Genomic DNA, 22901 nt, shown 5'->3' with positions numbered 1-22901 from the left:
CCGAGGAGAGACAACTCACGCCAGCGCCCCTTTCGACTGTTCTTGGACTCCGCCCCCGGCGTGCCTCAAGCGAAGCGCGGATGCAGTCGGCACACCAGCTGGCGCTGGACTCCGCTCCCGCGCGCCTCATAAGAGGAGGCGGGGTTCTTTCTTTACCCGCCACGCTCAATGAGCCCCCGCGCCTCAAGAAAGCAGACTCACCGCCTCCTCATAGGCGCCGCGCAAAGCATCCGGGCTCGGCCCCTTCGCCAGAACCGCCCTCGACGAAGAAGCGAGCACCGCATGACGCGCACGCCCGAACACTTCAGCAAGCTCATCGGGCCCCGCACCCTGGGCGCCGAACCCGGGAGCGAGGATCGCCCCATGCAAGGATTCAAGGTCGATCCCCAGGTCCTTCACCGCACTTCCCACAGTCGCGCCAACAACGACCCCCGCAGGGCCGAGGGAGTCAAAACCGCACTCTGCATTGAAAGCCGCGAGCTCTTCCACGACCCGGGCTGCGACCGAACGGCCCTCACTATCCCGGCAATGCTGAACAGAGGCCCCCTCAGGATTAGAGGTGAGGGCAAGCACGAACACTCCCCTATTGTTCTCGGCAGCGAGCTCCAGGGCAGGACGCAAAGACCCGACTCCCAAATAGGGGGAAAGAGTCACCGCATCCGCCGCCAGAGGCGAGCCCTGAGCGAGATACGCATCCGCATAACCCTTCATCGTTGAACCGATATCGCCGCGCTTCGCATCCACAATGCACAAGCTCCCCACCCCAGTGCAGGCAGCAATCACCTCTTCGAGGACACCCACGCCCTTCGAACCGAAACGCTCGAAGAACGCGGACTGGGGTTTGAAAGCGCCGACCCTTCCCCCCAACGCTCCAACAACACCGAGGGAGAAGTGACGAAGCCCCTCAAGGGAAAGGGGAAGACCCCAAGCGTCGAGCAGGGCCGGATGCGGATCAATGCCGACGCACACTGGGCCGCACTCCCTCATGGACGCCGCAAGGCGGTCACCGAATCCCAGGCTCATCTCATTTCCCCCTTGCGCACGGCATCCCACTCCTGGAGTGAACGCACACTAAACGCCCCACAAAGACGAGCCTCAATCGCCTGGACCACCGCGTTGAAGGCCTGCAGGGTCGTGATAATCGTCCGGTCATTCGCCGCAGCGGCCGTGCGGATCTGATAGCCGTCGTGACGATTCGAAGACTTCTGTGGCGTGTTGACGATCAGATCAATGAGGCCGTCATTGATGAGATCAACAACCGTCGGCTCCCCATTGGGGCCCCGCCCAGCCGAACTCTTCCGAACAACAGTCGCCTCAATGCCATTACGCCGCAGTACCGAAGCCGTTCCCCCTGTCGCGAGAATCGTGAAACCGAGCTCACGCATCCGGGCCGCAGGGAACACAATCGCCCGCTTATCCGAATCCGCAATGGAAATGAAGACCGTCCCTTCAGTCGGCAGTTCACCACAAGCACTCGACTGGGACTTCGCGAAAGCCCTCGGGAAATCCCGGTCAATGCCCATCACTTCACCGGTGGAACGCATCTCAGGCCCAAGGATCGTATCGACCACGGAACCATCCTCGCGGCGGAATCGACGGAAGGGAAGCACAGCCTCCTTCAAGGCGATAGACCCGCCCTCGTCAATGAAACGCGCATCCTGGGCGGGCAAGATCCCCTCCTCGCGCAAGGACGCGATCGATTCACCCACCTGGATGAGTGCCGCAGCCTTCGCGAGGGCAACACCACTCGCCTTCGACGCGAAAGGAACCGTTCGTGAGGCTCTCGGGTTCGCTTCAATGACGTAGAGGGTGTCGGAAAGCAGAGCGAACTGGATATTGACCAGGCCCCGCACGCCAACACCTCGGGCGATCTGCTCCGTTGAAGCGGCGATCCTTTCGAGTTGACGTGAGGAAAGGGTCATCGGAGGCAGGACGCACGCCGAGTCGCCTGAGTGGATCCCGGCCTCCTCAATGTGCTCCATGATCGCTCCGAGGAAAAGTTCCTCGCCGTCGTACAGGGCGTCGACGTCGATCTCGGTTGCGGCATCGAGGAAACGATCAATAAGCAGCGGGCCGCGTTCGAAGAGCTGATCAATATCGGGCCGGTCAAGATAGTCGGACAGGGCCGCAGTGTCATTAATGATCGCCATGCCCTGTCCGCCCAAAACGAAGCTCGGGCGCACGAGGACCGGGAAACCAACCCTTTCTGCGACCTCGTGGACCTGCGCCACCGAATGAGCGACATCGTGCGCCGGCGCGGGGCAAGCGGCCTGGTCGAGAATCTTGCCGAACTCCTCACGGTCTTCAGCTAATTCGATCGACTCCGGGCTCGTCCCCAGGATCGGCACACCCGCCTTCTTCAGACCCTCCGCAAGAGAAAGCGGGGTCTGGCCGCCGAGTTGGACGATGACGCCACGGATCGGACCTGCGGCCAACTCCGCGCGGTAGATCTCAAGCACATCTTCAAGAGTGAGGGGCTCAAAGTAGAGGCGGTCTGAAATGTCGTAGTCCGTGGACACGGTCTCCGGGTTGCAATTGACCATGATCGTGTCGAAACGACTGCGCAAGGCCATCGCGGCGTGGACACAGGAGTAGTCGAACTCGATGCCCTGGCCGATCCGGTTCGGGCCCGCGCCCAAAATGATGACGGCCTCACGCTGGCGAGGACGGACCTCGTTTTCCTCCTCGTAGGTGGAATACGCGTAAGGAGTGCTCGCATCGAATCGGGCCGAACAGGTGTCGACCATTTTGAAGACCGGGTGAATTTCGAAGGCGCCGCGCACTTCACGCACAGTCTCCTCAGACAGGCCACGGATCGTGGCGATCTGCGAGTCGGAAAACCCGTGACGCTTCGCCTCCTCGAGGACCTCTCGGTTCAGAGCCGGAGCGCCTTTCAGACGCTGGGCGACCTCGTCGAGGAGGAACATCTGGTCAAGGAACCAGGGGTCGATCTTCGTCGCCTCATGCAGTTCTTCAAGGCTCGCTCCACCTCTGATCGCCTGTTGGATCTGCACGAAGCGCGCCTCGGTCGGCACTTTCACAGCTTCAACGAGGGCCGTGGTCTCCTCCGGCGTGGGTGCGGGCTCGTTCCAGTGGAATTGGACTACCGGCTTGTCGATCGACCTCAACGCCTTTTGCAGGGCTTCCGTGTAGGTGCGGCCAATCGCCATCGCCTCACCCACGGCCTTCATTGAGGTCGTGAGCCTCGGGTCGGCACCCGGGAACTTCTCAAAAGTGAAACGCGGGACCTTCACGACGACGTAGTCGACGCTCGGATCCTTTGAGGCAGGCCTGCCCGTGATGTCATTCGTGATCTCATCGAGGGTGTAGCCGATCGCGAGCTTCGCACTGATCTTCGCGATCGGGAATCCCGTCGCTTTCGACGCCAATGCGGAAGAACGCGACACCCTGGGATTCATTTCAATGACGATGACGCGCCCCGAGCTCGGGTCGAGTGCGTATTGGATATTGCAGCCGCCCGTGTCCACACCGACTTCGCGGATGATCTTGAAACTCAGTTCACGCAGCTGCGAGGCCTGTTCTTCGCTGAGCGTCAAGGCGGGAGCAATGGTCACGGAGTCTCCCGTGTGGACGCCCACAGGGTCGACATTGTCGATCGAGCACACGGCAATGCAGGTGTCGGCGCTGTCGCGCATGACCTCGTACTCGATCTCTTTCCAGCCGAGAATGGACTCCTCGAGGAGGACCTCGTTCGTGATCGAGTTCGCCAAGCCCTCCCCGGCGATGCGTTCAAGCTCTTCAGGGGTGTGGGCGAATCCTGAGCCCAGGCCGCCCATGGTGAAGGAGGGGCGCACGACGAGGGGGTAGCCGAGTTCACGGGCCGCCTCGTGGCACTCCTTGAGGCTATGCGCAATGAAGGAGCGCGCCACTTCGGCGCCGCAGCGTTCAATAATGGCTTTGAATTCGTCTCGGTCCTCACCTGACTTGATCGCTTCGAGGGACACTCCGATCAGCTCGACGCCGTAACTGTCGAGGACTCCGGCCTCGCCGAGTTCAACGGCCGCGTTCAACGCGGTTTGCCCACCCAGGTTCGCGATCAGCGCGTCAGGACGCTCCTTGTCGATGATCGACGTGATGACCTCGAGGGTCAGGGGCTCGACGTAGGTCGCGTCCGCCATTCCCGGGTCGGTCATGATCGTCGCCGGATTGGAGTTGACGAGGATCACGCGGTAGCCCTCGGATTTGAGGACGCGGCACGCCTGGGTTCCCGAGTAGTCGAATTCGCAGGCCTGACCGATGACGATGGGCCCAGAACCGATGACGAGGATCGATTCGATGTCTGTTCTGCGGGGCATCAGAGGCTTCTTCCTTCACAATCGGCGGTCGCGGCCCACCTAGAGGTGACATGCGAAAGGAAGCGGTCAAAAAGGGGCGTCGCGCCCGCTTCCTCCACGCCCTGCGGGAACAATTGTGCTGCCGCATCGTCCAATGAGAGGCGGCGCACTCCCCTATCGACAAGGACCTGGGCCGAAGCGGGCAAAGCCCGCCCGGAAACGATGAAGGCCCGCATTGAGGGATTTGCGCGCAGGCGACGCGTCACCGCCCTCGTGTCGATGCCACTGATTCCCACGACGCCCTGATCTTTGAGTTCTTCAACGAGTTCGCGCCTGCGGGTCCACGAGGCGGGTCTGGCCCCCTCTCGGATGACAAGTCCCGTGGCTGTGATCCTCGTCGGCTCAGCCTCAGAATCGAAACCGGAAATCCCCACATGGGGGCTCGTCATCACGAGGATCTTACCCGCATGATCCGAGTCGGTAAGAGCCTTGTACTCGCCGTTCATCTCCACGCAAAAGTCGGCGGGACCCTGGGCGATCCCCTCGGCACCAAAAGGGGCGCCGAGGTGGACGCTCCCGTCCTCGAGGACGAGAAGTGCAACAGCGGGCATCAGCGGTTCTCCTTGGAGATGAGCTCGCCCGCGAGGACCGTGGATTCGCCCCGGTGGAAGGTGTAGAGCACCTGTCCGGGCAGTTCCATTCCACGATACGGTGAGTTCGAAGAGCGGCTCTGCTGGGTCGCCGGATCGACGATGCGGCGCACCGAAGGATCGACGAGGGTGATGTTCGCAAGAGCACCGACGACGAGGCCCTGCCCCTGCGTTGAGACGCGGCCGATCTTCGCCGGCGTGGTCGACAGGACGCGCGCAATATCCGCCCAGGTCATGCGGCCCGTGTTCACCATTGTTTCAATGAGGATCGGCAGCGCAGTCTCCAGTCCGGTCATGCCGAAAGCTCCGGCCTGCCATTCGCAGTCCTTCGATTCGAGCGGGTGGGGCGCATGGTCCGTGCCGACGACGTCAATCGTCCCATCGGCCAGGCCTTGACGGACCGCCTCCACGTCCTCGGCGGTACGTAAGGGCGGGTTGACCTTGTAGAGCGGATCGTAGGAGCGAGCGAGTTCCTCCGTGAGGAACAGGTGGTGCGGGGTCGCTTCGGCGGTGACCTTCACTCCCATTTTCTTGCCCCAGCGGATGAGCTCGACTGATCCTGCGGTCGACAGGTGGCAGACGTGCACGCGCGAGCCGACGTGCTTCGCGAGGAGAATATCGCGGGCGATAATCGCCTCTTCGGCGACGGCGGGCCAGCCGGGCAGGCCGAGTTCACCCGAAAGCGGGGACTCGTTCATTTGGGCGCCCTCAGTCAGAAGCGGGTCCTGGGAATGCTGGGCGACCACACCGTCGAAGGTCTTGACGTATTCGAGGGCGCGGCGCATGAGCACCGGATCGGAGACGCATTTGCCGTCGTCGGAGAAGACACGGACTTTGGCGCGCGAGTTCGCCATTGCGCCCATCGCGGAGAGCTGTTCGCCTTTGAGGCCCTTGGTGACGGCGCCAACGGGACGGACTTCCACCCATCCGCATTCGCGGCCGATCTCCCAGACCTGATCGACGACCGAAGCGGTGTCGGCAACCGGGGTGGTGTTCGCCATCGCATGAACTGCGGTGTAGCCGCCCGCCGCTGCCGCTCGGGTCCCTGTTTCAATGGTCTCGGCGTCCTCTTGGCCGGGTTGGCGCAGGTGCGTGTGAATATCGACGAGGCCGGGAAGGGCGATGAGTCCATCGGCGTCGACCCTGCGGGCATCCTTCGCCCCATCGCGGGCCTCATCTCCGATCGCGGCGATCACGCCGTCCTTGACGAGGATGTCGTGACGCCCCTCGCCGAGGATATCAGCGGAGGAGATGAACCAGGTGCGAGTCGAATCAGTCATGAGAGTGTCCTTCGGGTGCGAGCAGGAGGTAGAGGGCGGCCATACGAACGCTGACGCCGTTCGAGACTTGCTCGACGACGACAGCACGAGGTGAGTCTGCGGCTTCCGCGCTGATTTCCAGGCCTCGATTCATCGGGCCGGGGTGCATGACGATCGTTTTCTCGGCAAGCTTTTCGAAACGCTGACGGTCGAGGCCGTAGGCTGCGTGGTATTCACCGGGTGAGGGGAAGAATCCTCCGCCTGCGGCGCTCATGCGTTCACGTTGGACGCGCAGCATCATGACCGCGTCGGGCTCTGAAGCGAGAGCATGGTCAAGGTCGTAGTCCACGTCGCAGGCCCAGCCCTCAATGCCGACGGGCAGCAGGGTCGGAGGTGCAACGAGGGTGACCTGCGCTCCCAGAAGGGTGAGGAGGTCAACGTTGGAGCGGGCAACACGCGAGTGCAGGACATCGCCGACGATGACGACCCGGGCTCCTTCAAGGTCAGTGCCGGGTGCGAGGGGCTCAACTTCAGGCGAGCTCGGGTCCCTCTTGTAGTGGCGGCGCAGGGTCATCGCATCGAGGAGCGCCTGAGTCGGATGCTGGTGCGTACCGTCTCCGGCATTGAGGACCGGCAGTTCCATCCACCCCGCGTGAGCGAGGCGGTGTGCCGCCCCGGAGGAGGAGTGTCGTACGACAACAGCATCGGCGCCCATCGCTTGGAGGGTGAGGGCCGTGTCTTTGAGGGACTCGCCTTTGGACAGGGAGGAGCCCTTCGCGGAGAAGTTGATGACATCTGCGGACAGGCGCTTGGCGGCGGTCTCGAAGGAGATCCTGGTGCGCGTCGAATCCTCAAAGAACAGGTTGACGACCGTCCGCCCGTGCAGAGTCGGGAGCTTCTTGACTCGATGGGATTGGGTTGCGGCCATCTGCTCGGCCGTGTCAAGGAGGAGGAGCGCCTCACGGTATTCGAGGTCGCGGATGGAGATGAGGTGATCGAGGCTCATTTCAATTCTCCTTTCCGAGCAGGACGCCGTCACGTCCGTCACTTTCCTTCAGGAGAATGGTCACAGTCTCCTGGCGAGAGGTCGGCAGGTTCTTGCCGACGTAGTCGGGACGGATCGGCAGTTCACGGTGTCCGCGGTCAACGAGGACGGCGAGCTGGACGCGGCTGGGGCGTCCAATGCCGCTGAGGGCATCAAGGGTTGCTTTGATGGTGCGTCCGGTGTAGAGAACATCGTCAACGAGGATCACGGTACGCCCGTCGATTCCCGCAGGGGGAATGAGCGTGGGTTTGGGAGTGCGCAGTGGTTTGTCGGCCAAGTCGTCGCGGAACATTGTCGGATCGATGATCGCGTACTCCGCAGTGAGGCCGCCGACTTCGCTGATCCTTTCCACGAGGCGCTTGGCGAGAAAAGCTCCGCGCGTCGGGATTCCCGCGATGACGAGTTCCTCGGTGTCGCCATTGCGTTCAATGATTTCAAAGGCGATCCGGGTCAGGGATCTGGCCACGTCATCGGCTCCGAGGACTTCTTTGCCTCTCAAAGCTCGTTCGTCGGTTGAATGCACTGATCCCATGCGGATCTCCTTCCCCGCCTCTCTGGACGGTCCTTAAAGGAATGCTTCCGCGCTCAACGATAGCGGGCCCAAGGTGGGAATAGCCAGACGTTCATCCCGTGGAACACAATCCATCCTGGGGCAATCCCCTCCCAGGGACACGTTTAGGGCGGCCCACCTTCATGGTCGGCCGCCCCAGGCGTGTGAGTCGATCAGTATTCGTCGAGGAGTTCGTCAAGCTCGGCGAGTTCCTCATCGCTGAGCTCGTCTGTGGGCCCTTCCTCACCAGGTTCCGCAAGCTCGGGTGATAGTGGCGCGTCTTCAGCGTCGTCGTGTTCTTCCGTGGGCTCTTCGCCCTCGTCCTCGAGGTCGAGCGCGGGCCCGTCTTCAGAATCGAGTGCGGGCTCGTCTTCAACGACTGAGGCTTCACGGCGCGTCCACGCCGGAGCCTCAAGATCCTTACGGATCGCATCGAGGACCGCATTGACGAAGCTCGGCGCAGCATCCGTTGACAAGGACTTCACGATCGAAATCGCTTCATCGATCGCGATGATCGCAGAGACATCCTCAGAGTTTTCGAGCATCTCCCACACTGCGACGCGCATGACCGCAAGGTCCACGGCCGCAATGCGGTCCAGTCCCGAGACCTTCGCGCGAGCGGCGATGAGATCGTCGATGCGTCGCAGGTTATTCGCAACGCCCTCGATGATCTGAATCGAGTACTCGGGAAGGGGGGTTTCCGCGGCGGTGATGACGCGGCGCTGACGCAAAAGGTCGCGCAGGACCTCCGAGTCGCGTCCCATGCCGCGTTGGTCGGCTTCGAAAACGACGTCGGCCGCGCGTTTGCGGGCCTTCGTGCGGGAGGTGAAGCGGAACGCGCGCGACATCAGTCGGTGACGCGGCCGGAGTAGGAGCCGTCGCGAGTATCGACCTTGACGCGGGTGCCTTCCTCCATGAAGAGGGGAACCTGAATCTCGTAGCCGGTCTCGAGGGTCGCGGGCTTCGTGCCCGCCGAGGAGCGGTCGCCCTGCAGGCCCGGCTCGGTGTGGGTGATCTCGAGGACGACGGTGGCGGGCAGTTCAACGAAGAGTACGGTGCCCTCGTGGAGGGAGACGATGACATCCTGGTTCTCGACCATGAAGTTCTTCGCGTCGCCGACGGTCTCAGCGGACACGTTGATCTGCTCGTAGGTCGACTGGTCCATGAAGACGTAGTCGGTGCCGTCCTGGTACAGGTAGGTCATGTCACGGCGGTCGACGGTCGCAGTCTCGATCTTGAGGCCAGCGTTGAAGGTCTTGTCGACGGTCTTACCGGAAAGGACGTTCTTGATCTTTGTGCGCACGAACGCGGGGCCCTTGCCCGGTTTGACGTGCTGGAACTCGACGACCTGCCAGAGCTGGCCGTCGATGACCATCACGAGGCCGTTCTTCAGATCATTCGTCGTTGCCACAGGGGTACCTCACTGTCGGGGAGATTAAGAATCGCCCGTAAGTCTACACTCCCGCACAATCGACTCCGCGATCTGCCGGGGCTCACGGCCACCGGTTTGTACTGATGAATCCGCCACATCCAGGTACCGGGCCCGAAGAGTCTTCATCATCATGGCGAGCTGCGCCCTCGGTGCACCCAGAGCTAGTGAACGTGGAGCGTTCAAGCCCTGACGTCTCGCGAGCTCGCTGATCTCGACACTCAGCTCGACGACTCTCGTGCCCTGGGCTTTCGCATCGTGCAGGGCGCGCAGCGTCTGCTCGTCCTCGATCTGGCTGGCGCCCAGCGTCACCACCGCCCCCGGGCTCGTCAAAACCCTCAGTGCGGCATTCCTGCGGGCCTCGGCAAGCCCTGGCGCATTGCGGATCACGAGCTCAGCGATGGGCGCTCCGAGGGTGTTCTCCACGATGTCATCGGCCTCAAGGAAGTCGACCCCGAGTGTGTCGGCGAGGAGGCGCCCGACGCTCGTTTTGCCCGCGCCGGACACGCCGACAAGCACGAGGAGCGGCGTGTTCATGAGTGAATCCCGATCCGCTCTGCGGGCTCATCCAGCTCAGAGGGCTCGACCTGGAAGGCTTCAGGGCGGGCGATTCCTTTGAGGAGGATGAACCTCATGCGCCCCTGACGCGCCTTCTTATCGGAGGCGATCACATCCTTCAATCCCCCGAGCGTCGCGCCCTCGTAGGATGTTGGAAGCCCCATTTTCGACAACACGCGAATATGGCGCGCCACATCCTCTTGGGAGAGCAGCCCCCGCAGCTGCGCCAGGTGTGCGGCGAAAACGCAGCCAACGGCGACCGCTTCACCGTGACGCCAGGTGTAGTCCTCGCAGCGTTCAATCGCGTGAGCGAAAGTGTGCCCGTAATTGAGGATCTCGCGCAGCCCCGATTCTTTGAGGTCTTCGGAGACGACCCGCGCTTTGACACCGATCGCCCGTTCAAGGAGTTCACGAAGCTCAGGTGAAGCCGGGTCAATCAGAGTGTCCGGCTCCGCTTCCTCGACGATGGTGAGGATCTTCTCGTCACTGATGAACCCGCATTTGAGGACCTCAGCCATGCCGGCCCGAAAATCACGCTCCGGAAGGCTTGAGAGGAAATCGAGATCGCACAGGACCCGCCTGGGAGGGTGGAAGGAGCCGACGAGGTTCTTACCCGCCGCCGTATTGATCCCCGTCTTACCTCCGATTGCGGCATCCACCATCGCCAGGAGTGTCGTCGGCATGGTCACGAGGTCGATGCCCCGAAGCCAAGTCGCGGCGACGAAACCGGCCATGTCGGTGGTCGCTCCACCACCGATCGCGACAAGCGCGTCCGCGCGCCCGAGTGTGATCCGTCCCGCCAGATCCCACAGGCCCGCGACGACGTTGAGGCTCTTCGCGGCCTCGCCCTCGGGGTGGGAGGCAAGATGAACTTCGAGTCCTTGGGCGCGCAAGCCCTCAGCAATTTCCTGCGCCGCCTCCTCCACTGGGGAGGCGTGAACGAGGAGGACCTTCGTTGCCTGGGGGCGGAGGACCTCCAGGATCGCTTCGGCGGTGATTCCCCGTGTGATGAGCACATCGTAGGGGGCGCTGCCTTTGACGTGGATCGTGCTCCTGTGCGTGTCAATGAGACCGAGGAGGCGTTCGGCGACCTCTAGGGCGGGGCCATCATCGGAGGGCAGTGTCACGGTTTCAACCTCCCGGTAGTAGGGTTCGCGCTCCTCGCGCAGCCTGAGCAGTACCCCATCAGGGTCCTCTCGCAGCAGTGGACGGTGGTTCTTCTTCGTGACCCTGCGTAAGAGCTCTTCGTGTTCGACTTCGATCCGTACGACGTCAACGTTCTTGAGGAGTTCACGTACCCTGGGCGAAGTGACGGCCCCGCCTCCCAAGGAGATGATCGCTTTCATCTTGAGGGCGCGTTCCACGGCCTGAGCCTCGCGCTCACGGAACCCCGCTTCGCCTTCTTGGGCGAAGATCGTCGAGATCGAGCATCCCGCTTCTTCTTCGATGAGCCGGTCCGTGTCGATATGCGCAACACCGAGGGATTGAGCGGCGAGGCGCCCGACTTTCGTCTTTCCGGCACCGGGAAGACCGACGAGCACGATCGGCAGCGAGAGGGACGTCATGCGCGCTCCCCCACTCGCTGGCGGTAGGCCTCAAGATTGCGCCTCATTTCGGCGACGCTTTTTCCTCCGGCGTGTTCGAAGAGGGCATCGGCGAGGACGAGGGCGAGTTCGGCCTGGGCGATCAGTGCGCCGGGCACGAGCTGACAGGTGTCAGAACGCTGGTGAAGGCCGAGGGCTTCTTCTCCGCTTGCCAGGTCAACGCTGCGCAGGGCGCGGGGCACGGTTGAGATCGCTTTGAATGCGGCGCGCACGACGATCGGTTGGCCGTTCGAGGTGCCGCCCTCGATTCCGCCGGCGTGGTTGGAGGCCCGCAGCAGGTGGCCGTCTGGGCCTTTGAGGATTTCATCGTGGGCCTCAGAGCCGAGCATCGCCGCCTGGGCGAAGCCGTCACCGATCTCCACGCCTTTGACTGATTGGATCGACATGAGGGCGTGAGCGATCTTCGCGTCCAAGCGTGCGCGGGCGCTCACATGGCTTCCCAAGCCGATTGGAACACCCCAGGCGATGACCTCCACGACCCCTCCGATGGTGTCGCCATTGGCTTTCGTGTGGTCCACGAGTTCACGGAATCGTTGATCGAGATCCGCGTCGAGGGTCCGCATCGCGGAGGCGTTGAGCGCTTCCTCGTCGCCCGGCATCGGCTGAATGGGTTCTTCGGCGCGCAGGTTTCCGACCTGGATGACGTGGCTAAGGAGTTGCACTCCCCCGACCTGGGAGAGGATCGCTTCCGCCACCGCCCCGAGGGCGACGCGCGCCGCGGTCTCTCTCGCCGAGGCGCGCTCGAGGACGGGCCTGGCGTCTTCAAGTTCGTAGGAGAGCATTCCCGCCAGGTCGGCGTGTCCGGGGCGGGGTCTGGTCAAGGGCTTGTTGCGCGCGATTTCGCGTTCGTCCCCGCTTCCCGCATCGATGAGCAGGGCTTGGGGGTCCACTGGGTCGGCCGACATGACGGTCTCCCATTTCGGCCACTCCGAGTTCGCAATCTCAATGGCAATCGGAGCGCCGAAAGTCAGGCCGTGGCGAACCCCGCCGAGGATCCTCACCCGGTCCTTCTCGAACTTTTGACGGGCTCCTCGCCCGTGTCCGAGTCGGCGCCTCCACAGCGCCCTTTCAAAGTCCGAGGTCTGCAACTCCAAACCTGCAGGAACCCCTTCGATCACAGCGACCAGCGCCGGTCCGTGTGATTCTCCCGCGGTCATCCATCTGAGCATGCCCTCAGTCTCCCACAGCGAAGGGCCCTGGCCCGGTGTGGTCCTCAGATGCGGACCTCGAACCCCTGCGTGTGAAGTGCGCTCTTCACGTCTGAGATCGCGACCTCCCCGAAGTGGAAGACCGAAGCGGCCAAGAGCGCGTCCGCGCCCGTTCGCGCCGCTTCCAGGAAATGCTCGGAAGTGCCCGCTCCCCCGGAGGCGATCAGTGGGATGGTGACTTCGGAGCGGAACACGTTGAGCATCTCAAGGTCGAAACCCGTGCGCACCCCATCAGCGTCCATGGAATTCAACAGAATCTCCCCTGCGCCAAGGGAAGCGGCTTTCAGAGCCCATTCGAGGGCGTCAATGCCGGTGGAGCGTTTGCCGCCGTGGGTCGTCACCTCAAAACCGGAGGCCGTGGTCACGCCCTCGGGACATCTGCGTGCGTCAACGGACAGGACGAGGACCTGATCGCCGAAACGATCCGCGACCCTTGAGATGAGATCAGGGTCTGCGATCGCGGCCGTGTTGATGCCGACTTTGTCTGCGCCGTGGGCCAGGAGGCGGGCCACGTCCTCGACACTGCGGACCCCACCACCGACCGTGAGCGGCACGAAAACCTCTTCGGCGGTCTTGGCGACGACATCAAGCATTGTGGCACGTCCCTGTGAGGAGGCCGAAACGTCGAGGAAGGTGATTTCGTCAGCGCCTTCTGTGCCGTAGCGGGAGGCGAGTTCCACCGGGTCCCCGGCATCGCGAAGATTCTCAAAATTCACGCCTTTGACGACGCGACCAGCATCAACATCAAGGCAGGGGATGATACGCAAAGCTACGGGCATGCTCTGATCCTAGTTGCCCGGATGCGGCTTCTTCGAGCGCAGTCCAGAAAAGTGGGCGCTCGCCACCCCGCCCTGTTCAACGCGCGGACTCGTCCTCAGCTTCGGGCTCATCCTCCCCGGCGGGCTCCGTTCCGAGAATATCGATGACAATGCACAAGGTGTCATCTCCGGTAGCAAGATCGGGTGGGACCGTGATCGCCAGGCGTGAACCGACCCTGCGGTCGACCAGAGCCTCCGAAAGTCCCTTCATCGTCGAGTCGAGGGGAACAAGTTGGGGCATCCCATCGAGCCAAGTCGACGAGCGGACGAGGGAATCGGACCATCCGATCACGGCATACTGTGCGACAACGCGATCATGTTCCCTCACCTGGGGGCCGTCGCCGCGGATGAGCGTTTGGACGCTCGTCCCCCGCGGCACACTCGCATCGTGCGTAACGAGGGGACCGTCTGCGGTCATCTCAACCTGAAGGGGCCCCGCATGTTCTCCAGTGTTCTCATCCCCGTAGGCGCTTGAAGCGAGAATATCGATCACTGTGATCTCACTTGGCGTCGTACCATCGGCCTGAGAACCGAGGGGACGGATCGTGACGATCCGGGCCCCTTCCTTCTGGCCGATGACCAGGCTCGCCAGATCCACGCCGAGTGCTTCGGGATGCGCATGCCCGACGACGAGGCGGGGGCGCCCCCTTGGGGACTTCGACGCTCCGGAGGCCCCGTCGAAAGAACTGAGGGATAAGAGCACCGGGGAACCCGAGCTGATGTCCCTGCCCTCCCCGTTTTCCAGGACTCTGAATTTCAGGGCCCCAACTGTCAGTGGTCTCGTCAAAGAGATGACGGGGGTCGCTCCCGCGCGCCCGGAAACAGACACCGCATCCAAAGCCCCGAGGGGCGCTGATTGGGCCGTCTCTGTCGCTTCTTCCCAGGGGCGCAGGACTGCGAGTACGCCCAAGCTGAAAAGCAGCACAAGAACGAGGCCGAGGAGAACCCAAGGCAGGCGCCTCTTCTTCGGACGTTTCCTGTGGCGTCGATCAGGGAAAGGAGAGCTCATGCTGGCAACACCGGGGCGTGATCGTAGATCTTCTCAATGAAAGCGTCGACGCGCGGATCCTCGCTTGCCAGAGGATCTTGGAGGGAGAGCGGGGGCGTCATATGGTCATCCAATCGGGCGTGCACCCAGTCGACACTCACATCGGCGCGAGCATCTTCCGCTGCGCCAATGATCGCGCCCCGCAGGCGCGCACGGGTCGTTTGCGGGGGCGTCGTGATCGCGCGCCTGACACCTTCAGGGCAGGTGAGGCGCTTGACCAGGCCCGCGCCTTCGAGTTTTGGCAAGAGCCCCTGGGCGGTGATGTCGTGGTACGACAGTTCGAGTCGCGCGACTCTGGGGTCTGCAAGTGTCGTGCCGATCTTCGCCGCGTAGGTCGATAAGAGCTTGCGCTTGATCGCAATATCGAGTTCCGTTTCCACAGTGGACCAGTCGCCACTTGAAATCGCGTCGAGGCCGCGCCCCCACAAGTCGACGAGGTACAGGTGCATCTCATCCATTGAATCCGGGTCAATGGAGTCAAGCACGCGCTCGCGGATCGTTTTTTGAATCTCGATCGGAGTCGCCCAGCGGCCATTGGCCAATTCGATCCGCGTTGAGCCGCTCAGATCCACTGAGATCTCGCGGATTGCCCGCATCGGGTCCGCCAAAGCGAGATCCTCGATGACAAGTCCGTCTTCCACGGCCTGCAAAAGCAGCTCCGTCATGCCGATCTTCAGGGCGCTTGTTGGTTCTGCGACATTCGTGTCGCCGACGATGACGTGCATGCGTCGATAGGAGCCCGAATCGGCGAGGGGTTCGTCTCGGGTGTTGATGATCGGTCGTGAACGCGTCGTCGCGGAGGAGACCATGTCCCACATCTGTTCGGCGCGTTGGGAGAAGCTCAGTGCCGCCCCTGAAGCGCTGTGGCGAATCTTGCCGTTGCCGACGAGGATCTGACGGGTCGTGAAGAAGGAGACGAGGGCGTCGGCGACCTGGCGGAAGTCGCGTCTGCGGTGCAGGAGGTAGTTCTCGTGGCAGCCGCAGGAATTGCCCTGAGAATCGAGGTTGTTGCGGAATAGGTGCAGCCTTTCAGGCTGTCCGAGTTCTTCGAAGGCCTTATCGGCTTCGAGGGCGAGCTCGGCCAAAATCAGCGAACCTGCGCGGTCTTGTTCGAGGAGGTCTTCGAGGCGGTCGCATTCGGCGGTCGCATATTCAGGGTGGGCGCCGACGTCGAGATAGAGGCGTCCCCCGTTCCTCAGGAAAAGGTTGGAGGATCGTCCTGCGCGAAGGAAGGGGGTGAAGAGCTGCGCTGCCGCGTGCTCGGCGTCCATGCTGGAGGCTCCGCCCTCGGCGGTGGCGGCCATGAGCCCGTACTCGGTCTCGATTCCGACGACTCGGCGCCTCACCTCACTGGCCGCCCTTCTGCACGAAGCCCTGAACGAAGGCCTCTGCATTGGTTTCGAGGACGGAGTCGATTTCGTCGAGAAGATCATCGAGGGACTGGGTGAAGGCCTGAACCTGGCCTGCGCCGCCGAGTTCCTCCGGCTCGTTGTCCGGGCCGGAGGGGGCGAAGATCTGCCTGCTGTCCATGTGTGTTCTCCTTGGGTTCACAGTTCGCCGCTGCTCGCGGCATCGGCGATGGGGTGACGGATCAGGTCGCCCACCCCGGGGTCGAGGACGAGGGAGGTCCACGATGCCTTCACGAGGTCTTTTCTTTGGGCGACCGCCAAGCCGCGCCCGTAGGCGCGGGTGTTCGTCGGAGGAGTGTCTGCCGCTTTTTCAACCTGTGTCTCGGTGAAGAGCCTCGTGACGCGCCCCGCCTTCGCGAGGCGCATCGCGAGGGAATGCTCGGGGCGAAGATCCGCCCATTGCAGGTCCATTGCCGCGAGCCTCGGGTCTGACCATTCACAGCCTGCTCGCTCGCGCGCGCGGGCGAGCAGCTGGTATTTTCCGACCCATTCGACATCTGCGGCGACTGAGAAAAGATCGGCGCGCATCCGGTCGAGGACGGATTGCCACATTTCGAGGACCCGGGCGTCGACCTCGTCGGGAGTGGTTCCGAGACGCTCGAAGGTTTCCAGGACCAGATCAAGGTAGAGCTGTTGGAGTTCTGCCCCGTTATAGGAGCGTCCCCCAGCGGTTGCGATCTGATAATCGAGTTCGGGGTGGTGGGAGACGTTCCAGGTTTCTTGAACCGGGTCGTCGAGGCCGAGGGCTTCCCATTCGAGGCCGATCCCCTGTTCAATGGCCCAAAGCACGAGGGATGTCGTGCCAAGTTTGAGCAGGATCGACACGTCGAAAAGATTGCCGTCGCCGCCGATGACGTGGAATCTGCGGTGTTTCGCCGGGTTGTCGTGGGCTTCGTCGCGAGTGTTGATGATCGGACGGTTGAAGGTCGTTTCCAAACCGACCTCGTTCTCAACGAAGTCCGCCCGCTGCGACATTTGGAACCCGGGGATCTGGGACTTTTGCCCGAGGCCGACGCGCCCGGCTCCGCAGATCACGGGACGGGTCACCATGAAGGGTGTCATCCCCCGAACAATGTCCTCGAAGTCGATGCTGCGTTGGACCCGGTAGTTCTCATGGGTTCCGTAGGCGGCGCCCTTCCCATCGGTGTTGTTCTTCACGAGGACCAGGGGCATGCCCTCGGCTTCGGCGCGTTCCATGATGCGCCGGGCGATGACTTCGCCCGCACGGTCCCACAGTGCGGCGTCGAATGCACCGAGCGCCTCCGGGGAGGAGTATTCGGGGTGCGCGTGGTCAACGTAGAGGCGCGCACCATTCTTCAAGACCGCTGTGGTTTGCGCGGGAAGGGCGAGCTCTTCTGGACTTGGGCGCGCGATCGTCTCTGAGCCGCCCGAAGGCGCCAAATGGTAGGGATCGTCCGTCAATAGGGAAGGGTCGGCTGCCGCCCGTGATAGACGCATGCCGCGCATATCGTTGAGGGGGTCTTCTGCCGTATAGTCCCAACGCACCGGCGCCGCGCCCTCGGCCTCGGTACCGTGCCGGGAGATCTCAGCGTAGAGGCGAACGGCTTGAGTCGACAAGGCGATCGGGTTCGCCCAGGGGTCATCGGGCCGGTAGACGCCGTATTCGGTTTCAGTCCCGATGATCCTCATTCATCCCCTCCTCTGAGTTGTGAGATCGCAACGATCTCTTCTCGAAGGTCAATGGTGCGTGCCCAATCCTCCGGGGAGGAGGTCTGGGCCAGTTCCACCGACTCGCGCATCTCTTCGTGAACGCCTGAGAGGATGTGGGCCACTGACAGGCCGTGTTCTTCACCTTTGAGAGCATCTTTGATGGCGAGTTTCTTCGCGCGCTCCACGATTCCCGCGATCATTGCCCCTGAGATGACGTCCCTGAAGTAGATCCGTTGTGTCCGCCCCGAGGCGAGGCGCGCGTCAAAAAGGGCGCTCGTCTCGTCTGTGACGAAGAGACGTTCCACGGCCTGGTCGATCATGTGATCGACCGCGGCGTCGAGGGAGCCGTGGGCCGCGATTTCCGTTTCACGGATCGGAATCCTGGGGGTGAGGTATTTCGTGAAAATGTCTCGCGCTCCGACCCGGTCGGGCCGTTCGACGCGGATGCGCACATCAAGACGACCAGGCCGCAAGACCGCAGGGTCGATCATGTCAGCCCGGTTCGAGGCTCCAATGATGACGACATTGTCGAGGGCTTCAACCCCGTCCATTTCCGCGAGGAGCTGAGGGACGATCATGGTTTCCACGTCGGAGGAGACACCGGTTCCGCGGGTCCTGAAAAGCGCTTCCATTTCGTCGAAGAACACGACGACGGGCACATCCCCAGCGGCCAGGGAGCGCGCCCTCGAAAAAATCGCGCGGATCTGCCGCTCCGTCTCTCCGACGAACTTGTTGAGAAGCTCCGGTCCTTTGATCGACAGGAAGTAGGTGCGTTTCCCGCTGCCCGCCTTCGATAGGGAATTCGCGACGGCTTTCGCGATCAGAGTCTTGCCCGAGCCCGGCGGACCGTACAAGAGGATGCCCTTGGGGGGTCGAAGACCGTAGGCGCGGTACATCTCGGGGTGGGTGAAGGGCAATTCGATCGAGTCGCGGACCTGGGCGATCTGTTCGTCCAAGCCCCCGATGTCCTCGTAGTTCGTGTCCGGAATCTCCGGGGTGAGGAGTTGCTCGACATCGGAGCGGATAATGCGTTCCAAGGCGATTCCCGAACGCAGGTCCACCACGAGGGAATCGCCGGGGCGCAGGTTGCCGTGACGCACAGGGCCCGCGAGGAACAGCATGTGCTCTTGCCCGCCCTCCCCTGAAACGAGGACGCGATCGTCTCCGACGAGTTCAAGGACGGAGACGATCGAGCCTGTGCGTTGGAAACGATCGGGAGCGACGGCGACAAGGTTGTCGTCGATGCGGATGCGCTGACCGTAGGCGAGGCTGTGCAAGTCCAATGAGGGGGAGACGGCGAGGCGCATGTGGCGCCCATTGACGACTGCTTCGACCTGCCGGGAAGCGATGTCGGCGTTGAGGAAGATCCCAAGAGTAAGCGGCGGACGATTCACTTCGAGGAGTTGCGCCTGTGCTTTGACGAGTTCACCGCGCGCCTGATGGAGGGCTTTCGCGAGGCGATCGTTCTTCTCCTCGAGGGAGACGATGAGGCGGCGCATGTCCTCCGTGGGCTCAGCCTTGAGGTCCTCATTCATCGGTCTTCTTCTTCCCCTCGACCCAGGCTTCGGCCTTCGCCTGCACGTCCCTTCGGACTTTGCGCAGTTTCTTCTCGGAAGCTGTTCTCAGGCCCACCGCCGTATCGGACCAGGAGTCTTCCTCGTCCCATTGGCCCCCGAGTCCTTCTGAGGACTTTGCGGGACGAGTCGAACGGGTTTGAGGCGAGACCCCGGGAGCGAGGCGCCGAGTTGAAAGGAGGAAGCCGGTGTGGGCAACCATGCGGTGTTCGGGGCGCACGGCGAGGCCGTCGACATGCCATTCGCGGCGCATGTCCTCCCAGGTGATCGGGTCTGTGAAGCATTGGGCGCCGCGTAGTTCCTCCATGAGGCGCGAGAGCTGCGTGACGGTCGCGATGTAGCAGACGAGGACGCCGCCGGGTGCGAGGACTCGGGTGATCGCCGTGATGTTCTCCCAGGGGGCGAGCATGTCGAGAACGACCCGGTCGACGCTGCCTTCTTCCATTGTGGCGAGTTCGGCGGCGAGGTCCCCGACTCTCAGATCCCAGGCCGGGTGAGCGGCCCCGAACCACAGATCGACATTCGCTCTGGCGATATCGGCGAATTCTTGTCGGCGCTCGACGGAGATGAGGTGGCCTTTTGGGCCGACGGCGTTGAGGAGCGCCATCGAGAGGGCTCCCGAACCGGCTCCAGCTTCGACAACGGTCGCGCCGGGAAAAATATCACCCATATGGGTGATGACACCGGCGTCTTTGGGGTAGACAACGGCCGCGCCCCTGGGCATTGACATGACGTAGTCGACCATGAGGGGACGCATGATCTGGAATTCGCGTCCTTCTTCGGTGATGATGACCTGACCATCAGGGCGGCCGATGACTTCGTCGTGTAAGAAGCCTCCGCGATTTGATTGGAACTTCCCGCCATGCACGAGGATGATCTGGTGGAAACGTCCCTTGGGGTCTTTGACTTGGACGCGATCGCCCTGGGTGAGGGGGCCGCGCCGATTCTCTTGGCCCAGTCGTGTCTGCTGGCTGAGTCGAGTCTGCTGGATGTGCGCGGCGGGGGCTTTGTCGGGCGTGGGGGTCTCATTCATCCTGTTCAGTCTATCCTCCGAGTCCGCTTCGCCCTTTGTGAGATCCGCAGATGAAGATGGGGCGCGCTAGCGTTGAGTCATGAGTTCTCCGACGCCACGAACCCAGGGCCTGAAGGGCCCCGCTCTTTCAGCTTCGCGCGCGAAGGAGTACGAGCGCTGCCCCTACCAGTACCGTCTCCATGTCGTCGACAAGATCAGCGACCCGCCGAGCAAAGCGACCGCGCTGGGGACCCTCGTGCATTCGGTGTTGGAGCGCCTCTACGATCTTCCTTTCAAAGAGCGCAGCGTCGAGGCCGCGATCGGACTGCTGGAAAAGGAATGGGATGCGAAGAAGGTGTCCTCCCCTGAGGTTCTCTCTGTTTTTGAGACCCCCGAGGAAGAGGGCCCGTGGTTCGAGTCGGCCCGCAAAATCGTCACCGCGTATTTTTCGATTGAGGATCCCCAGTGGCTTGCGCCCGCGGCCCGTGAGCAGTTGGTCGATGCTGTCACTGCGGATGGGATCCGTCTTCGCGGGTTCATTGATCGGATTGATCGTTCCGCTGCGGGAGATCTGCGGGTCGTGGATTACAAGACGGGCCGTGCGCCCTCGCCGCGTTTCCAGGACGAGGCGCTCTTCCAGATGCGTTTCTACGCTCTGCTCTTGCAGTTGACGGATCGTTTGCCCGCCAGGGCTCAGCTCCTCTACTTGAAGTCGGGGCAGGTCCTTACTTTCGACCCCGATCCTGGTGATATTGCGCGTTTTAGCGATCAGATTTCTGAGTTGTGGGGGCGCATTGAAGCGGATGCCAGGCGCGAGGAGTTCATGCCTCGCCGCAATCCGCTGTGCAATTGGTGCGGCGTCAAGCACCTGTGTCCTCTTTTCGAGGGGCGGGCCCCCGAGCCCCCTGAGGGGGGATTCGAGCGTCTCTTGCGTACCAGGGTGTCGTGAAGAGTGTCCTGAGCTGCGCACTCGGGTGTCTAACGACGATAGGCTCGTGGCAGGACCCGTTGGTGTGCGGGGCTCATTGGTGTGTGCGGGGCTCAGCTGATGGAGAGGGCCCAAGTTTCTTGCGAGGAGCGCGGGCGAGGGCATGCACTCGCAAACGATGTGCTAGGTCGAAGAGGCACATATGCGCCGCAGGCGGAGGCCTGCACTCGCAAGCGATGCACAAGAACGAAAAGACGCATGTGCGGCGCGGGCGGGGGCCATGCCTTCTGTGCGCCTCACACTCACAGGAGGTCGAAGCGCTCCCCCGCCATCAGTGCCTCAAGCAGCTCAATGCTCACATCATCAAAGCACGTCACACGCGAGTAGGCCGACGAAGCGGGGACATCCACAACCCCGGGGATCACGACGACGATTGCTCCCGACGCGAGGGCCGATCGAATCCCCGTCAAAGAATCCTCGACGGCGACGCATCTGCGGATATCCGCCCCGAAAAGACGCGCAGCCTTCACATAAGCGTCCGGCTCTGGTTTGGGCCGAGCGATATCCTCACCCGTCACAATGCGGGCAAAACCCGGCTCTGGCGCGGCCTGGGCAACCCCATCAGCGATCTGACGCCACGAGGAGGTAACGAGGCCGAGGGGCACTCCTGCGGCGTTCATCCGATTGAAGAGGCTATGAACGCCCGGCATCCACGGCACTCCCCCCGATTGGACAAGTCGAGCGACCTCGGACACGAGCTGGATCTCCAACTCCTGAGGATCACGATTCGCGCCCGTCGCCTCAAGCATGATGTCGATCGTGGTGCGCAGCGGACCGCCGATCATCTTCTCGCGCATGTCACGCGTCAACTCGCCCCCAAGGGAACGCATCATCTCCGCCTCGGCCTGTTCCCACAGAGGTTCGGAGTCGATGAGGGTGCCGTCTTGGTCGAGGAGGAGGGCTTCGGGCAACATCAGGCGAGCCCTGCGGTGGAGGCGGGCATGAGAACACCTGTGAGTAAGAGGGCGGCGACCACGATCGCAAGGCCAATCCGGTAGTAGACGAAGGGCTTATAGGACTTCGTCGACACGAGCTTCAAGAACCAGATGATGACCGCCCAGGCGACGAGAAAGGCGATGAGTGTCGCGACCGCCGTCTGCGGGACGGCGACCACATCTCCGCCTGAGAAGACCTTGTACACCTTGTACAGACCCGAAGCGAAGACTGCGGGCATTGCGAGGAGGAAGGAGTAGCGTGCGGCGGCTTCGCGCGTATACCCGAGGGCGCGTCCCATGGTGATCGTCCCACCCGAACGCGACACGCCTGGGATCAGGGCCATCGCCTGGGCGAGGCCGTAGAGGATTGCATCGCGCCACGACATGCGATCGAGTGTGCGGACCTGACGCATCTTCGAATCCACGAAGCCGAGGAGCACGCCGAAAAGGGCCAACATGACGACCGTGATCCACAGGTTCCTAAAACTCGTGTCGATCCAGTCCTGCAGGAGGAGGCCAAGGACGCCGATCGGCAAAGAACCGAGGATGATCATCCACCCCATGCGGGCATCCGGATCTGAAGAGGGCAGGCGTTTCGCAGCTGGGATGAACGGCAAAGCTTTCCACCAGTGCGAAAGGATCCGCACGATGTCCTTCCAGAACACGATGACCACCGCAGTCTCTGTGCCGATCTGGGTGATTGCTGTGAAGGCCGCGCCCGGATCCTCCTTGCCCACGAGTTCACCGAGGATGCGCAGGTGCGCGGAGGAGGAGATCGGGAGAAATTCGGTGAGGCCTTGGACCAGACCGAGGAAAATCGCATCAAACCACGTCATGTTCTCACCCTA

General features: G+C 62.6%; 21 protein-coding genes. 1 reads left to right on the top strand and 20 read right to left on the bottom strand.

Annotated elements, in window-relative coordinates; genetic code table 11:
* Positions 1–183: 183 nt before the first annotated feature.
* From pyrF to FFA61_RS04040, 18 genes are all read right to left on the bottom strand, one after another.
* A complete protein-coding gene (gene pyrF / locus FFA61_RS04125) occupies positions 184–1023 on the bottom strand; it encodes an orotidine-5'-phosphate decarboxylase (protein ID WP_005963653.1) in 840 nt (279 codons plus the stop codon).
* A complete protein-coding gene (gene carB / locus FFA61_RS04120; RefSeq protein WP_005963652.1) occupies positions 1020–4316 on the bottom strand; it encodes a carbamoyl-phosphate synthase large subunit in 3297 nt (1098 codons plus the stop codon). Before carB ends, pyrF begins: the two co-directional genes overlap by 4 nt.
* Complete coding sequence (locus FFA61_RS04115; RefSeq protein WP_005963651.1) at positions 4316–4906, bottom strand: carbamoyl-phosphate synthase domain-containing protein; 591 nt, start codon at positions 4904–4906, stop codon at positions 4316–4318. The genes carB and FFA61_RS04115 overlap by 1 nt, the downstream gene beginning before the upstream one ends.
* Entirely contained in the window at positions 4906–6225 is a 1320-nt protein-coding gene (locus tag FFA61_RS04110) for a dihydroorotase (protein ID WP_005963650.1), read from the bottom strand. Before FFA61_RS04110 ends, FFA61_RS04115 begins: the two co-directional genes overlap by 1 nt.
* Positions 6218–7210 carry an aspartate carbamoyltransferase catalytic subunit gene (locus FFA61_RS04105; protein ID WP_005963649.1) on the bottom strand — a complete coding sequence of 331 codons (993 nt, stop codon included), beginning with the start codon at positions 7208–7210 and terminating at the stop codon, positions 6218–6220. The genes FFA61_RS04110 and FFA61_RS04105 overlap by 8 nt, the downstream gene beginning before the upstream one ends.
* A 1-nt stretch (position 7211) precedes the next feature.
* Entirely contained in the window at positions 7212–7781 is a 570-nt protein-coding gene (gene pyrR / locus FFA61_RS04100) for a bifunctional pyr operon transcriptional regulator/uracil phosphoribosyltransferase PyrR (RefSeq protein ID WP_005963648.1), read from the bottom strand.
* Between the two features lie 191 nt (positions 7782–7972).
* Complete coding sequence (gene nusB / locus FFA61_RS04095; RefSeq protein WP_005963647.1) at positions 7973–8647, bottom strand: transcription antitermination factor NusB; 675 nt, start codon at positions 8645–8647, stop codon at positions 7973–7975.
* On the bottom strand, positions 8647–9210 hold the full coding sequence (gene efp, locus FFA61_RS04090; protein ID WP_005963646.1) for an elongation factor P: 564 nt from the start codon (positions 9208–9210) through the stop codon (positions 8647–8649). Before efp ends, nusB begins: the two co-directional genes overlap by 1 nt.
* Positions 9211–9234: 24 nt before the next feature.
* A complete protein-coding gene (locus FFA61_RS04085) occupies positions 9235–9765 on the bottom strand; it encodes a shikimate kinase (protein WP_005963644.1) in 531 nt (176 codons plus the stop codon).
* Entirely contained in the window at positions 9762–11351 is a 1590-nt protein-coding gene (aroB, locus tag FFA61_RS04080) for a 3-dehydroquinate synthase (protein WP_005963642.1), read from the bottom strand. The genes FFA61_RS04085 and aroB overlap by 4 nt, the downstream gene beginning before the upstream one ends.
* The gene (gene aroC, locus FFA61_RS04075) at positions 11348–12559 is read right to left on the bottom strand and encodes a chorismate synthase (protein ID WP_005963641.1); all 1212 of its coding nucleotides are present in this window, start codon (positions 12557–12559) and stop codon (positions 11348–11350) included. The genes aroB and aroC overlap by 4 nt, the downstream gene beginning before the upstream one ends.
* Before the next feature lie 44 nt (positions 12560–12603).
* Positions 12604–13377, bottom strand: a complete 774-nt coding sequence (gene hisF / locus FFA61_RS04070; protein WP_005963639.1) for an imidazole glycerol phosphate synthase subunit HisF — start codon at positions 13375–13377, stop codon at positions 12604–12606.
* Between the two features lie 76 nt (positions 13378–13453).
* Positions 13454–14425 (bottom strand): FKBP-type peptidyl-prolyl cis-trans isomerase, encoded by a 972-nt coding sequence (locus FFA61_RS04065; RefSeq protein WP_005963637.1) that lies wholly within the window; start codon positions 14423–14425, stop codon positions 13454–13456.
* A complete protein-coding gene (gene pafA, locus FFA61_RS04060) occupies positions 14422–15810 on the bottom strand; it encodes a Pup--protein ligase (RefSeq protein WP_005963635.1) in 1389 nt (462 codons plus the stop codon). The genes FFA61_RS04065 and pafA overlap by 4 nt, the downstream gene beginning before the upstream one ends.
* A 1-nt stretch (position 15811) precedes the next feature.
* Positions 15812–15994 carry a ubiquitin-like protein Pup gene (locus FFA61_RS04055; RefSeq protein ID WP_005963634.1) on the bottom strand — a complete coding sequence of 61 codons (183 nt, stop codon included), beginning with the start codon at positions 15992–15994 and terminating at the stop codon, positions 15812–15814.
* Between the two features lie 17 nt (positions 15995–16011).
* Positions 16012–17523 carry a depupylase/deamidase Dop gene (dop, locus tag FFA61_RS04050; protein ID WP_005963632.1) on the bottom strand — a complete coding sequence of 504 codons (1512 nt, stop codon included), beginning with the start codon at positions 17521–17523 and terminating at the stop codon, positions 16012–16014.
* Positions 17520–19079: a proteasome ATPase gene (gene arc, locus FFA61_RS04045; protein WP_005963630.1), complete on the bottom strand. Its 1560-nt coding sequence runs from the start codon at positions 19077–19079 to the stop codon at positions 17520–17522. Before arc ends, dop begins: the two co-directional genes overlap by 4 nt.
* Positions 19072–20151 carry a tRNA (adenine-N1)-methyltransferase gene (locus tag FFA61_RS04040; protein ID WP_005963628.1) on the bottom strand — a complete coding sequence of 360 codons (1080 nt, stop codon included), beginning with the start codon at positions 20149–20151 and terminating at the stop codon, positions 19072–19074. The genes arc and FFA61_RS04040 overlap by 8 nt, the downstream gene beginning before the upstream one ends.
* Positions 20152–20230: 79 nt before the next feature.
* Here FFA61_RS04040 and FFA61_RS04035 point away from each other — a divergent pair, with 79 nt between their 5' ends.
* Complete coding sequence (locus tag FFA61_RS04035) at positions 20231–21079, top strand: RecB family exonuclease (protein ID WP_005963626.1); 849 nt, start codon at positions 20231–20233, stop codon at positions 21077–21079.
* A 281-nt stretch (positions 21080–21360) separates the two neighbouring features.
* Here FFA61_RS04035 and FFA61_RS04030 read toward each other — a convergent pair whose 3' ends face one another.
* Positions 21361–22032, bottom strand: a complete 672-nt coding sequence (locus FFA61_RS04030) for an HAD family hydrolase (RefSeq protein WP_005963623.1) — start codon at positions 22030–22032, stop codon at positions 21361–21363.
* The gene (locus FFA61_RS04025; RefSeq protein ID WP_005963621.1) at positions 22032–22889 is read right to left on the bottom strand and encodes an undecaprenyl-diphosphate phosphatase; all 858 of its coding nucleotides are present in this window, start codon (positions 22887–22889) and stop codon (positions 22032–22034) included. The genes FFA61_RS04030 and FFA61_RS04025 overlap by 1 nt, the downstream gene beginning before the upstream one ends.
* Positions 22890–22901: the final 12 nt, after the last annotated feature.

This window comes from Schaalia cardiffensis F0333 (genome assembly GCF_005886435.1).
In the GTDB taxonomy this organism is placed as follows: Bacteria; Actinomycetota; Actinomycetes; order Actinomycetales; family Actinomycetaceae; genus Pauljensenia; species Pauljensenia cardiffensis.
The sequence above is the reverse complement of the archived record's forward strand: the minus strand, read 5'-3'. Positions and strand labels throughout refer to the sequence as shown.

Bases quoted from the DNA above. Each gene is read 5' to 3' on its own strand.
- FFA61_RS04105 (WP_005963649.1), bottom strand. From the start codon at position 7,210: ATGAGCCTCGATCACCTCATCTCCATCCGCGACCTCGAATACCGTGAG.
- FFA61_RS04115 (WP_005963651.1), bottom strand. From the start codon at position 4,906: ATGCCCGCTGTTGCACTTCTCGTCCTCGAGGACGGGAGCGTCCACCTC.
- FFA61_RS04030 (WP_005963623.1), bottom strand. From the start codon at position 22,032: ATGTTGCCCGAAGCCCTCCTCCTCGACCAAGACGGCACCCTCATCGAC.
- FFA61_RS04035 (WP_005963626.1), top strand. From the start codon at position 20,231: ATGAGTTCTCCGACGCCACGAACCCAGGGCCTGAAGGGCCCCGCTCTT.
- aroC (WP_005963641.1), bottom strand. From the start codon at position 12,559: ATGCTCAGATGGATGACCGCGGGAGAATCACACGGACCGGCGCTGGTC.
- FFA61_RS04040 (WP_005963628.1), bottom strand. From the start codon at position 20,151: ATGAATGAGACCCCCACGCCCGACAAAGCCCCCGCCGCGCACATCCAG.
- FFA61_RS04055 (WP_005963634.1), bottom strand. From the start codon at position 15,994: ATGGACAGCAGGCAGATCTTCGCCCCCTCCGGCCCGGACAACGAGCCG.
- nusB (WP_005963647.1), bottom strand. From the start codon at position 8,647: ATGTCGCGCGCGTTCCGCTTCACCTCCCGCACGAAGGCCCGCAAACGC.
- aroB (WP_005963642.1), bottom strand. From the start codon at position 11,351: ATGACGTCCCTCTCGCTGCCGATCGTGCTCGTCGGTCTTCCCGGTGCC.
- hisF (WP_005963639.1), bottom strand. From the start codon at position 13,377: ATGCCCGTAGCTTTGCGTATCATCCCCTGCCTTGATGTTGATGCTGGT.
- FFA61_RS04110 (WP_005963650.1), bottom strand. From the start codon at position 6,225: ATGACTGATTCGACTCGCACCTGGTTCATCTCCTCCGCTGATATCCTC.
- arc (WP_005963630.1), bottom strand. From the start codon at position 19,079: ATGAATGAGGACCTCAAGGCTGAGCCCACGGAGGACATGCGCCGCCTC.
- FFA61_RS04065 (WP_005963637.1), bottom strand. From the start codon at position 14,425: ATGAGCTCTCCTTTCCCTGATCGACGCCACAGGAAACGTCCGAAGAAG.
- pyrF (WP_005963653.1), bottom strand. From the start codon at position 1,023: ATGAGCCTGGGATTCGGTGACCGCCTTGCGGCGTCCATGAGGGAGTGC.
- FFA61_RS04025 (WP_005963621.1), bottom strand. From the start codon at position 22,889: ATGACGTGGTTTGATGCGATTTTCCTCGGTCTGGTCCAAGGCCTCACC.
- FFA61_RS04085 (WP_005963644.1), bottom strand. From the start codon at position 9,765: ATGAACACGCCGCTCCTCGTGCTTGTCGGCGTGTCCGGCGCGGGCAAA.
- carB (WP_005963652.1), bottom strand. From the start codon at position 4,316: ATGCCCCGCAGAACAGACATCGAATCGATCCTCGTCATCGGTTCTGGG.
- pyrR (WP_005963648.1), bottom strand. From the start codon at position 7,781: ATGGGATCAGTGCATTCAACCGACGAACGAGCTTTGAGAGGCAAAGAA.
- dop (WP_005963632.1), bottom strand. From the start codon at position 17,523: ATGAGGATCATCGGGACTGAAACCGAATACGGCGTCTACCGGCCCGAT.